Genomic DNA, 13,510 nt, shown 5'->3' on the forward strand with positions numbered 1-13,510 from the left:
GACAGCGTCAACGGAAAGGAGTGACGATCGTCAACAGGTGAAGGGATACGCTCGCTTTGTGTGCCGCGGGTGAAGTGGGGAGGGCCAGTGCACCAGGAGACGGTCGATGGACGGTTCCGGATCACGGGGATTCTGGGACGCGGGAACATGGGCGAGGTGCACCGGGCCCAGGACCTGCAGGCCGCCCCGGACTCCCCACACCAGGAGGTCGCCCTCAAGACCGTGCTGCGCGCCCGGACCGGGATCGCCGTCGACACGTCGGGAGCGAGCAAGGAGATCGACCGTTTCCGCCGCGAAGTGCGCATCATGCGCATGCTGTCGCAGGGCCACCCCAACCTCACCCTGCTGATCGACGGCGGCGTGGACCGGACGCCTGGCGGCAGCGGCCTGCCGTACCTGGCCATGGAGTTGCTCGACGGCCATCCGCTCGCGGACCTCATCGACGAAGAACCTCAGCTGCCGGTCTCCTGGGCCGCCGCCATCGGGGCGCAGATCGCCGCGGGCCTCGCCGCCGCGCACACCGCCGGGGTCGTCCACCGCGATCTGAAGCCGGCCAATGCGATGCTGACCCGCGACGGCACCGTCAAAGTCCTCGACTTCGGTATGGGCTCTGTCGTCGACGATCCCGACCAGACGCGGCTGACCAGCACAGGCGTCAGCGTCGGCACGGCCCGCTACATGGCGCCCGAGCAGTTCCGCGCCGAGCGGGTCAATGCGTCGGCCGACCTCTACGCGCTCGGCTGCATCCTGTACGAGCTGCTGATCGGGCGGCCGCCGTTCTCCGCCAGAACGCCCTATGAGCTCTCCGAGCAGCACCAGCACGAGAAGCCGCCGCGACTGACCCTGGTACGCCCGGACCTGCCGGCGGAGCTGGTCCGGCTGGTGGACCGTCTCTTGGAGAAGGACGCCGAGCTACGGCCCGAGAACGCCGCTCTGGTCCGTGAGGCGCTGGTCCCGCTCGCGCTCGCACCGGACGAGACGGCCGCCCTGCTGGCTCCGCACTGGCAGGCGATGGACCCGGTGCTACGCCTGCGTGCCCTGCTCCCCGAACCCGCCCCGGCCGCCCCCGCACCCGTGCCGCGCAGGGAGCCGCGCCTGCCCGAGGCGATGGACGTCTTCGGCATCCATGCCGACCTGATCAGCGAGTACGAGAGTTTCACCAAGAGCGCGACGGTGATCCGGGACGCCCGCATCGCCGGCTTCGTCGAGGACGACCTCGCGGCGAAGTCGCAGTGGCCCGACCCGTGGCTGTCGCTGAACCCGTTCTTCGCCGACGGCGGCCAGGTCACCGACCTCGTGCGGGACGGAGTGCTGCACCCGAAGTGCGCGGAGATCTTCCAGGCCGGCAAGAAGGAGACCTCGCAGCGCCCTGACGGCCGCCCGCTGACCTTCCACCTGCACCAGCGGCAGGCGGTCGAGGCCGCGCAGGCGGGCGACTCCTATGTGCTCACCACGGGCACCGGTTCCGGCAAGTCGCTGTCCTACATCGTCCCGATCGTCGACCACGTGCTGAAGGAGCGCCAGGCGGCCGGGCCGAACGCGGGCGACCGGGTGCGCGCGATCGTCGTCTACCCCATGAACGCGCTGGCCAACTCGCAGCTGGGGGAGCTGGAGAAGTACCTGCGCCACGGATTCGGGAAGGGCCGCGAGCCGGTCACCTTCGCCCGCTACACCGGCCAGGAGTCCGACGACGACCGCCGGCAGCTGCGCAAGAACCCTCCGGACATCCTGCTGACCAACTACGTGATGCTGGAGCTGATGCTGACCCGGCCGGACGACCGGTCCAGCCTGATCCGCATGGCCGAAGGGCTGCAGTTCCTGGTCTTCGACGAGCTGCACACATACCGGGGCAGACAGGGCGCGGATGTGGCGTTCCTGATCCGCCGCGTGCGTGAGGCCTGCCGAGCGTCCGCGACCCTGCAGTGCATCGGCACCTCGGCGACCATGTCCAGCGAGGGCTCCTGGGAGGATCAGCAGCGTGAGGTGGCCAGGGTCGCCGGCCGGCTGTTCGGTACGACAGTGCTGCCGAAGCGGGTCATCGGCGAGACGCTGGTCCGGGCGACGGAGGAGGCCCCCGAAACCGTGCCCGCCGAGCGGCTGCGGGTCCCGGCGGCGCCCCGCTCGTACGAGGCGCTGACGAAGGACCCGCTGGCCCGCTGGGTGGAGTCCCGGTTCGGTCTGGAGCGCGAGAACGGCACCGGGCGGTTGCGCCGCTGTGCCCCGGGCACCGTGGAGGAGGCGGCGGCCGAGCTGGCCGCCGAGACGGGGGTGCCCGAAGAGAGCGTGCGCGAGGCGATCCGGACGACCCTGGAGGCGGGGGCGCAGGCCAAGCATCCGGTGACCGAGCGGCCGCTGTTCGCGTTCCGGCTGCACCAGTTCCTCTCCAAGGGCGACACCGTCTACACGACGCTCGAGGATCCGCTCACCCGCCCGCTGACCCGCACCTATCAGCTGGAGCAGCCGGACAGCGACGGCAAGCCGCTGTTCCCGCTGGCGTTCTGCCGTGAGTGCGGCCAGGAGTACCTGACCGTCTGGCGCACCGAGGACGGTGGCGCCTTCCGCTACGAGCCGCGCCGGGACACCTCCGCCTCCGGGGGCCGCCAGGGCGAGGGCTATCTGTACCTGGGCATGCCCGGGGAGGGCTACGAGTGGCCGGCCGATCCGCAGAAGGCCGTGGACGACCGGCGGTTGCCGGAGTCGTGGCTGGAGTCGGACGCCCAGGGTGTGGCGGTCGTCAAGAAGTCCTACAGGCCGCGGCTGCCCAAGCGTGTCGTCGTGGACGCCCACGGAAACGAGTCGGGCGAGGGACTGGTGGCGGCGTTCGTCCCGGCACCGTTCCTGTTCTGTGTGCACTGCCAGGTCTCCTACGAGCAGACCCGCGGCCGGGACTTCGCCAAGCTGGCCACCCTAGATCAGGAGGGCCGTTCCTCGGCGACCTCGCTGATCTCCGCGTCGATCGTGAAGTCCCTGCGGGCGGTGCCGGAGGAGAGCCTGAGCAAGGAGGCGCGCAAGCTCCTCACGTTCGTCGACAACCGGCAGGACGCCTCGCTCCAGGCCGGTCACTTCAACGACTTCGCTCAGGTGACCCAGTTGCGCGGCGCCCTCTACCAGGCGGCGGTGCGCGCCGGTGAGGAGGGGCTGAGCCATGACGACCTCGCCGAGGCCGTCACCGAGGTGATGGGCCTGACGCCTCGCGAGTACACGGACGGCGCGGACCTGACTCCCGCCATGGAACGCAGAGCCGTGAAGACATTCCGGGACGTCGTCGGGTACCGCCTCTACCGTGACCTGGAGCGCGGTTGGCGCATCACGATGCCGAACCTGGAGCAGACGGGACTGCTGCGGATCGACTACGAGGATCTTGACTGGCTCGCCGCCAACGACGCGCGCTGGCAGTCCGCACACGCGGTGCTGCGTGACGCCGATCCGGCGCTGCGCGAGGAGATCGCCCGTACGCTGCTCGACTTCATGCGCCGGGCCCTCGCCATCGACGTGCAGCACTTCCGCGACGACTTCGACACCCTTCAGCGGGCGAGCGAGGAGCGGCTGACCGGGGCGTGGGTGCTGAGCGAGAGCGACCGCCCGGCGGTCGGAACCGCCTACCCGTACGGCTCACGTCCGGGTATGGAGCGCTCCGCGCTGTTCCTGTCGGCCCGCGGCAAGTTCGGCAAGTACCTGCGGCGGAACATGCCCGATCTGCGCGAGGCGTCCGCGACCCTGGACGACGTACAGTCCGTCATCGAGGACCTACTCAAGGTGCTGCGCGATGCCGACCTGGTGCGCGAGGTGGACGCGACCCCCGAGTCCTCCGGCCCGGCCTACCGGCGCCGTGCGGCGCAGAAGCGCACGGGTTACCGCGTGTCGGCCGCGCACCTGATCTGGCGGGCCGGAAACGGTGAACGCGGCGCGGTCGACCCCCTCGCACGCACCTACAGCAGCGGCGAGGGCCCTCGCGTCAACCCGTTCTTCCGCGACCTGTACCGGACCGCGGCCGCCGAGCTGGCCGGCCTGTACGCGCGGGAGCACACCGCTCAGGTCCTTCCCGAGGACCGACTGGAGCGCGAGGAGCAGTTCCGGGAGGCCAAACTGCCTCTGCTCTACTGCTCGCCGACGATGGAGCTGGGCGTGGACATCTCCTCGCTCAACGCCGTGATGATGCGCAATGTGCCGCCGACGCCGGCGAACTACGCGCAGCGCTCGGGCCGGGCGGGCCGTTCCGGTCAGCCCGCGCTGGTGACGACGTACTGCGCGACCGGCAACAGCCACGACCAGTACTACTTCCGCCGCTCCCAGGACATGGTGTCGGGCCAGGTCGCGCCGCCGCGGCTGGACCTGGCCAACGAGGATCTGGTCCGCTCCCACATTCAGGGCATCTGGCTGGCGGAGACGGGGATGAAGCTCGGGACCGCGATCCCGGAGGTCATCGACGTCGCCTACGACCCCGAGGGCAACGACCGCCCCGATCCGCAGATGCCGCTGCCGCTGCGTGCCGACTTCCTCGACCGGTCCCTGGACGAGGACGCCCGCAGACGCGCGGCCGCCACCGCCCGTACGGTCCTCGCCCCGCTGATCGCGGACTTCGAGTCGACCACCTGGTGGTACGACGAGTGGATCGAGGACCGGATCGAACGGGCTCCGGACGAATTCGACGCCGCCTTCGAGCGGTGGCGGGATCTGTTCCGCGCGGCCGTCATCGACCAGTACGAGCAGAACAAGCGCGTCGTCGACCACACGCTCTCCCCCGGCGAGCAGAGCCGGGCGCGCAGCCGCCGCCGGGAGGCCGAGACGCAGACGAACCTGCTGCTGAACCGCTCCGTCGACAGCAAGTCGGTGATGAGCGACTTCAACCCGTATCGCTACCTGGCGTCCGAGGGGTTCCTGCCCGGCTACAGCTTCCCGCGGCTGCCGCTGGCCGCGTACATCCCGCGCTCTGGCAACCGCCGCAACGCCGACGGCGACTACCTGCAGCGTCCCCGGTTCCTCGCGATCCGCGAGTTCGGTCCGGGCGCGCTCATCTACCACGAGGGCGCCCGCTACCAGGTCACCCGGGTGCAGCTGCCGCCGGACGCCTCGGGCGAGCTGGCGACGGCGGAGGCCCGCCGCTGCGACGGCTGCGGTTACCACTACGCCGTCAAGCCCGGCTCCGACACATGCACGATGTGCGGAGAGGAGCTGCGCGGCAAGCGCACCGGCCTGCTCCACCTGCACACCGTGTACACCACGCCGCGCGAGCGGATCTCCTCCGACGAGGAGGAGCGCCGCCGGGCCGGTTTCCGCCTGGAGACGTCGTACGCGTTCCAGGATCACGGCGCCCGCAAGGGACGCCTCACCTCGCATGTCGCCGACGGCGACGGGGCGCCCGTTCTCGGCCTGGACTACGGCGACTCCGCGACCGTCCGGATCACCAACCTGGGCCGCGTCCGCGACAAGGAGGGCGAGCCGGACGGCTACTGGCTCGACCTGGGCGATGGCCGCTGGCTCAACGACCGGGCCGCCGCGGACGCCATCGAGGGCACCGGCATGCCGGTGGTCGACGAGGACGGCAACGAGAAGCGCCGCAAGAAGCGGGTCCTGCCCTTCGTGGAGGACCGCCGCAACATCCTCGTGGTCACCCTGGAGGAGCCGCTGCCCGAGCCGGTGGCCCTGTCGTTCCTCTACGCGTTGGAGCGGGGCATCGAGGCGGCGTTCGAGCTGGAGGACTCCGAGCTGACCGCGGAGCTGCTGCCGCCGGACGACGGCCCGCGGCGCCGCATGCTGTTCACGGAGGCCGCCGAGGGCGGCGCCGGTGTGCTGCGCCGGATCCAGCACGACAAGGACGCCCTCGCCAAGGCGGCCCGGACCGCCCTGGAGATCTGCCACTTCGACCCGGAGACCGGCCAGGACGAGGGCGGCCCCGCGGACGGCGAGAAGTGCGCCCGCGGCTGCTACGCCTGCCTGCTGACCTACGCCAACCAGACGCACCACCGCCAGCTGAGCCGGCACGCCGCCCAGCCGCTGCTGCTGCGGCTGGCCAACTCCCGCACCGAGCGGGAGGACCGTGGCGAGTCCCGCAGCGAGCGCTTCCGCAGGCTGGCCCCCGCGAGCCCCTCGCCGACCCCGGTGGAGGCGGATCTGGCGGCCCTTGTCGCGCAGGGTGACCTGCTGGGCTGGCTGAGGGCGAAGGGCTACCGGCTGCCGGACGAGGTCAACACCCTGGTCCCGGAGGCCGGCGCGTGCCCCGATCTCGTCTTCCGTCTGGACGGTGCCAACCTCGCCGTGTTCGTCGACATCCCCGGCCGCACGGCCGACTCCACCCGCGACGTCGAGGCCGGGTACCGCCTGGAGGACAAGGGCTGGGACGTCCTGCGCTTCCCGACGGACGCGGACTGGGACGCCATCGCGGACGACAACGCCGCCTACTTCCGCCTCCGTTGACCGCCCCAGCGGCTTTTCGCCTTTAGGAACTGAGACATCTCATGAGCCTCACGTACACAGCCGGTTCCCTGGTCGCCGCCCGTGGCCGGGAATGGGTGGTGCTGCCCGAGAGCGCGTCCGACATGCTGGTGCTGCGCCCGCTGGGCGGGAGCGAGGACGACATCGCGGCCGTCTTTCCCGCCTTCGAGGAGGTGCGGCCGGCCGAGTTCGCGGCGCCGAGCCCGGCCGACCTGGGCGACCAGCGGGCCGCCGGTCTGCTGCGCACGGCGCTGCGCATCGGGTTCCGCTCGGGAGCGGGCCCGTTCCGCTCGCTGGCGTCGATCGCGGTGGAGCCCAGGGCCTACCAGCTGGTCCCACTGCTGATGGCGCTGCGGCAGCGCACCGTACGGCTGCTGATCTCGGACGACGTCGGCATCGGCAAGACGGTCGAGGCCGGCCTGATCGCCAAGGAGCTGCTCGCCCAGGGCGAGGCGACCCGGCTGGCGGTGCTCTGCTCCCCCGCCCTGGCCGAGCAGTGGCAGGGCGAGCTGCGGGAGAAGTTCGGCATCGACGCCGAACTGGTCCTGGCCTCCACGGTGTCGCGACTGGAGCGCGGCCTGGAGCTGGGCCAGTCCCTGTTCGACAAGCACCCCTACACGATCATCTCGACGGACTTCATCAAGTCGACCCGCCACCGCGAGGACTTCGTGCGGCACTGCCCGGACCTGGTGATCGTCGACGAGGCCCACGCCTGCGTGGCGGCCGACGACAGCACGCAGGGCGGTACGTCGTCCGCCGCGAACCAGCTCCGGTACGAGCTGCTGCGCAGGGTCTCCGCGGACGCCGACCGGCACCTGCTCCTGCTGACCGCGACCCCTCACTCCGGCAAGGAGTCCGCGTTCCGCAACCTGCTCGGCCTGGTGCGTCCCGAACTCGCCACGCTGGACCTGGAGTCCCCTGCGGGGCGCGCGAAGCTCGCCGAGCACTTCGTGGCCCGCAAGCGCGCCGACGTCCGCGACTACCTCACCAAGGAGGACGGTCTCGCCGACGACTCCCTGGCCGAGCGGACGGCCTTCCCGTCCGACCGCTGGACCAAGGACGAGCCGTACAAGCTGACGCCCGCCTACCGGGCGCTGCTCGACGACGCCATCGCCTATGCGCGGGACCGCGTCACTGAGGCGGGAGAACAGGGCAAGCGGGAGGCCCGTATCGCCTGGTGGTCGGTGATCGCGCTGCTGCGCTCGATGGTGTCCTCCCCCGCGGCCGCCGCACAGACCCTGAAGACGCGTTCCGAGTCCGCCACCGCCCGTACCGCGCAGGAGGCGGACGCGCTGGGTGCCCCGGTGGCCGCCGACTCCGCCGAGAACGACCGCCTGGAGGGCATGGACGTGGCGCCGGGCGCCGCCGAGTCGGAGGAGGCGGGTGCCCGGCTGCTCGAACTCTCCCAGCGGGCCGCACAGTTGGTCGGCCCGGCCGAGGACGCGAAGCTGAAGGCGCTCACCCGGCATCTGAAGGGCCTGATCGCCGACGGCTACCACCCGATCGTCTTCTGCCGCTACATCCCCACCGCCGAGTACCTCGCCGAGCAGCTGGAGGGCAAGCTCGGCAAGAGGACGAAGATCGCCGCGGTGACCGGCACGCTCTCTCCGCAGCAGCGTCTGGAGCGGATCGAGCAGCTCGCCGCCGAGTCCGACGCATCGGGCGAGGGCGCCGGCGACCCGGCCGTCCGCCGCGTGCTGATCGCCACAGACTGCCTGTCCGAGGGTGTGAACCTCCAGCACTACTTCGACGCCGTGGTGCACTACGACCTCGCCTGGAACCCAACGCGCCACGACCAGCGCGAAGGCCGCGTCGACCGCTACGGCCAGAAGCGCGATCAGGTGCGTGTCATCACCATGTACGGCGAGGACAACGGCATCGACGGCAAGGTCCTGGAGGTGCTCTTCAAGAAGCACCGTCAGATCAAGAAGGACCTGGGCATCTCCGTCTCCGTCCCCGACGAGACCGCCTCCGGCGTCACCGACGCCGTCGTGGAATGGCTGCTGCTGCACGGACGGCAGGGCAGCCAGGAGAGCCTGTTCGAGATGGACGGCCACCAGGAGTCGTTCGACCGTATCGAGCGCGAGTGGAGTTCAGCGGCCGAGCGGGAGAAGACCTCCCGCTCCAAGTACGCCCAGCGCGCCATCCACCCGGAGGAGGTGGCCCGCGAGGTCGCCGCCGTACGGGCCGCGCTCGGTGGCGCCGACGAGGTGCGCGGCTTCGCCCTGGAAGCGCTGCGCGACCTGGACGCGCTGGTCCGCGACCCGCGCGACGGCACCGGCGACTTCACGGCCCAGGCCGGCGGCGCCCCGGCGGGCCTGCGCGACGCGCTCGCCGCGACCCTCGGCGGACGGCTGATCGAGGAGGACCGGGAGATCCCGTTCCGTACGACACCGGCGATCGCCCGCGGCGAGGCCGCGCTGGTCCGCACCGACCCGGCGATCGGCGCCATCGCCTCGTACGTCCTGGACTCGGCGCTCGACGCGAACACGCCGGGCCCCCGCCCGGCCCGCCGCTGCGGCGTGGTCACCACCGACGCGGTGACGATTCGCACCACGCTCCTCCTGGTCCGCTACCGCTTCCACCTCACGCTGCCGTCCCGCACGGGCGAGCGGCAGGTGGTGGCCGAGGATGCCCGTCTGCTCGCTTACGAGGGCATGCCGTCGCGCGCCCGCTGGCTGGACGAGGAGGCGGCCACCGCTCTCCTGTCGGCCCGTGCCGCCGCCAACACCCACGAGCAGCTCGCCCGCAACCAGATCACCCGTGCCCTGGACGGCCTGCCGGACCTCTCCGCGCACCTCACCGAGTACGGCACGCGCCTAGCCGCTGAACTCGACGCCTCGCACCGCCGTGTGCGCAAGGCCAACGAGGAGATCGTCCGCGGCCTGAAGGTCGTCCCGCAGGAGCCGGCCGACGTCCTCGGCGTGTACGTCTACCTGCCGCAGCCCGCTTCTACTGTGTCCGGAGCCGAAGCCTGATGCCCGTCGCCGCCACCCGTACCGCCCTGGCCTTCACCTCCGTCACCACGGTCGGCGGGCTGCTCCCCGCCGACATGCTGCTGCGCATCGCCGAGGCGCGGAACCTGCCGGGCACCAAGCCCGCCGACTACGGCCTGCCGGCCTCGGTCCCCGTACGTGACGAGGCCGAGCGCGCCTGGGAGTACCTCAAGCCACTCTGGCGCGACCTGCGCGCCGCCCTGCCCTCGGACCCGCAGACAGGGGCGCCCTCCGCCGACCCGACCGGCCGGGCGGGGACGGACTGGCTCGCACAGCTCTTCCGCAAGCTGGACTTCGGTGCGTTGACGGAGGTCGGGGCGGCGGGTATCGCGGCCGACTCGGATCCGGAGAAGCGGTTCCCGGTCTCGCACCGCCACGGCCCGGCCCTGGTCCACATGATCCCCTGGAACCAGGAGCTGGACAAGCGCGCGGCGGCAGGCCAGGTACCGGCCCAGTCCATGCTCCAGGACTGCCTCAACCGGACCGAGGCCCACCTCTGGGCGGTCCTCACCAACGGCCGCCGCCTGCGTCTGCTGCGCGACTCGTCGTCCTTCTCTACGGCTGCGTACGTCGAGTTCGACCTTGAGGCGTTGTTCGACGGGGAGCTGTTCAGCGAGTTCGTGCTGCTGTACAGCCTTCTGCACGCGTCGCGGTTCGAGGTGCCGGAGGGGGCGGCGCCTTCGGGGTGCTGGCTGGAGAAGTGGCGTACGGAGGCCGTCACTTCGGGGGCGCGGGCCCTGGATCAGCTGCGGCTGGGGGTGCAGAACGCGCTGACGGTTCTTGGTACCGGGTTCCTGCGCCACCCGGACAACGCCCGGCTGCGGGAGAACACCGACCCCAAGGCGCTTCGGGATGCCTTGCTGCGGCTGGTGTATCGGCTGCTGTTCGTCTTCGTCGCCGAGGACCGGGAGGCCCTGCTCGCGCCGGATGCCGGTGATCGGCAACGGGAGGCGTACGAGCGGTACTTCTCGTCCGCGCGGTTGCGTGAGCGGGCGCGGCGTCGGCAGGGCACGGCCCATGGTGACCAGTACGAGGCGCTGCGGATCGTTCTTGAGGCGCTGGGTACGGAGGGTGGCCGTCCGGAGCTGGGCCTGCCGGGATTGGGGGGCCTGTTCACGCACACGGATGCCGATGCCCCGCTGGACGGCCTGAAGCTGTCCAACGAGTCGCTGCTCGCGGCTGTACGGCACCTCGCGCAGGTCCGCGATCCGGGTGCCCGGCGCTGGCGGGCCGTCGACTATCGGCACCTGGACGCCGAGGAACTGGGCTCGGTGTACGAGTCCCTGCTGGAGCTGGAGCCCAAGCACTCGGCGACGGACCGCTCGTTCGAGTTGATCGAGGTGGCGGGCAACAGCCGTAAGACGACGGGGAGTTACTACACGCCGTCGTCGCTGATCGAGTGCTTGCTGGATACCACGCTCGACCCGGTCATAGACGACGCCGTGAAGCGTGGCGAGCAGCGGGCCGCCGAGGCCGGCCGTCCCGACCCGGCAGATGACATCGTGAATGAGCTGCTTTCACTGACGGTGTGCGACCCGGCTTGTGGGTCTGGGCACTTCCTGGTTGCTTCGGCGCGGCGCATCGCCAAGCGGGTGGCCTCCGTGCGGGAACGCAACCCGGAGCCGACTGTCGATGCGATGCGGCATGCGCTGCACGAGGTCGTCGCGCGGTGCATCTACGGTGTCGACCTCAACCCGATGGCTGTGGAGCTGGCCAAGGTCTCGCTGTGGATCGAGGCCATGGAGCCGGGTAAGCCGCTCGGCTTCCTGGACGCGCATGTCAAGCACGGGAACGGGCTGATCGGCGCTACGCCGAAGCTGCTGGCGGAGGGCGTTCCGGATGACGCCTTCAAGCCGATCGAGGGGGACGACCGGAAGTACGCGGCGGGGCTGGTCAAGCGAAACAAGGCCCAGCGGGGCGGGCAGGACGAGCTTCTGTTCGACACGGAGCCCCTGCCAGGGAACGAGCGGTACGCCGCCGAGCTGGCCCGGATCACTGCTGCACCGGCCGACTCCCTGAAGCAGGTGCGGGCGCAGGAGTCCGCGTATCGGGCCTACACGGAGTCGGCTGCGTACGTTCATGACCTGCATGCCGCCGATGCTTGGTGCGCCGCGTTTGTGTGGCCCAAGCACGAGGGTGCGCCGGAGGCGCCGACCGACCAGGTGTTCCGGGCGCTGCGTGGCCGTGACCAGTCGGCTGTGCCGGATGCCACGCATGCGGAGATTCTGCGGCTGCGGGATCAGTACAGCTTCTTCCACTGGCATCTGGAGTTTCCGGAGGTCTTTTCCGTTCCGGAGTCGGGGGTTGGTGTTCAGCGGGGTACGGGCTGGGCCGGGGGATTTGACGCGGTGGTGGGGAATCCGCCGTGGGAGCGCGTGAAGCTTCAGGAGCAGGAGTTCTTCGCCCAGCGTGACCCTCGCATTGCCGAGGCCAAGAACGCCGCTGCCCGGAAGCGGCTCATCGTCGAACTGCAGGACGATCCTGACGGCTTGGGCCTGTACACCGCGTTCGAGGATGCGAAGCGCCGCGCGGAAGGCGAGAGTCACTTCCTGCGCGCCAGCGCCCGCTTCCCGCTGACGGGACGGGGTGACATCAACACGTACGCCGTCTTCACGGAGACAGACCGCACGCTGACGGGACCGCGTGGGCGGACGGGCGTGATCGTGCCTACCGGCATCGCTACGGACGCGACGACGCAGTTCTTCTTCAAGGACATCGTTTCAAAGGGACAGCTCGCCGCTCTCTACGACTTCGAGAACGAGGACAAGGTTTTCCCCGGAGTCACCAACAAGATGCGGTTCTGCCTCTTCATGTTGCGTGGCTCGGGGAATACCCACGATCCAGCTCGCATGGTGTTCAAGGTGCGCAGGGTCGAGCAGATTCCTGACCGTAGCTATCTCCTTGCTGGTGAAGACATCCTGGCCATGAACCCGAACACCGGGACGTGTCCCGGGTTCAGCAGCCAGCGGGATGCAGACATCGCCTTGGGGATCTACCGCCGCGTACCGGTCCTGATCAACGAGAAGAAGCAGGCTGGCGGGAATCCCTGGGGCATCTCGTTCATGACCATGTTCCACATGTCGAATGACTCTCACCTGTTCCGTCCCTCCGCGCAGGACAACGAGACCTTCGACGACCTCATCAACTCTGGCTGGACCCTCGACGGCAACGTGCTCGTTCGCGGCGAGGAGCGCCTGCTCCCGCTGTACGAGGCCAAGATGCTGCACCACTACGACCACCGCTTCTCCACGTACGAGAACGCCACAGAGCAGCAACTCAACAAGGGCACGCTTCCGCGTTTCACTGTGGAACAGCACCAGAACGCCGCCGCCGTACCGCTGCCGCGCTACTGGGTTCCTGAACAGGACATCCCCACTGGGGTATTCGATGAGAACGGCCAGGAGGTGAAGGCTCCGGGTGTACGCAGCCGACTAGCGGCAAGACGTTGGGACCGGAAGTGGGTGCTCGGTTGGCGAGACATCGCCGTTACCGCCAACGAGCGCACGATGATCGCTGCAGCCGCTCCGGCTCACGGCTTCGGGCACCCCTACCCCCTGGCCTTTCCCGCCCTGCCGAGCCACGCTCCGCTGCTTTCCGCCGTCTGGTCGTCCATGGCCTGCGACTACGCCGTCCGCCAGAAGATCGGCGGTACCCACCTCACGTACGGCTACATGCACCAGCTACCGGTCCCGACCCCCGATCAGCTGGCGCCCCACACGGCGTTCCTCGTCCCCCGCGTACTAGAACTCACCTACACCACAAACGACATGCGCCCTTTCGCCGCCGACCTCGGCGACACCGGCGCGCCCTTCCGCTGGGACCCCGACCGCCGAGCCATTATCCGCGCCGAGTCGGACGCCTTTTTCTTCCACCTCTACGGCATCACCCGCGACGACACCGTGTACATCCTGGACACCTTCAACGTCGTCCGCGACAACGACATCAAGGCGCACGGCGAGTACCGCACCAAGAACCTGATCCTCGCCGAGTACGACCGGATGGCCGAGGCCGGCCTGACCGACTACCGCTCCACCCTCACCCCGCCCCCCGGCCAGGGACCCCGCCACGCCTGATCCTCGGAA

3 protein-coding genes are annotated in these 13,510 nt (G+C 70.1%); all 3 read left to right on the plus strand.

What is annotated here, in order from left to right; genetic code table 11:
- The first annotated feature begins 87 nt into the window (after positions 1-87).
- From ACIQ6Y_RS05350 to ACIQ6Y_RS05360, 3 genes are read left to right on the plus strand one after another with little or no spacing between them, the layout of a single operon-like run.
- A complete protein-coding gene (locus tag ACIQ6Y_RS05350) occupies positions 88-6,414 on the plus strand; it encodes a protein kinase (RefSeq protein WP_404033183.1) in 6,327 nt (2,108 codons plus the stop codon).
- A 41-nt stretch (positions 6,415-6,455) separates the two neighbouring features.
- Positions 6,456-9,410 carry a DEAD/DEAH box helicase gene (locus ACIQ6Y_RS05355; protein WP_404033186.1) on the plus strand — a complete coding sequence of 985 codons (2,955 nt, stop codon included), beginning with the start codon at positions 6,456-6,458 and terminating at the stop codon, positions 9,408-9,410.
- Complete coding sequence (locus tag ACIQ6Y_RS05360) at positions 9,410-13,501, plus strand: Eco57I restriction-modification methylase domain-containing protein (RefSeq protein ID WP_404033189.1); 4,092 nt, start codon at positions 9,410-9,412, stop codon at positions 13,499-13,501. Before ACIQ6Y_RS05355 ends, ACIQ6Y_RS05360 begins: the two co-directional genes overlap by 1 nt.
- The last annotated feature ends 9 nt before the right edge of the window (positions 13,502-13,510 follow it).

The organism is Streptomyces sp. NPDC096205, assembly GCF_044763135.1.
Lineage (GTDB): Bacteria > Actinomycetota > Actinomycetes > Streptomycetales > Streptomycetaceae > Streptomyces.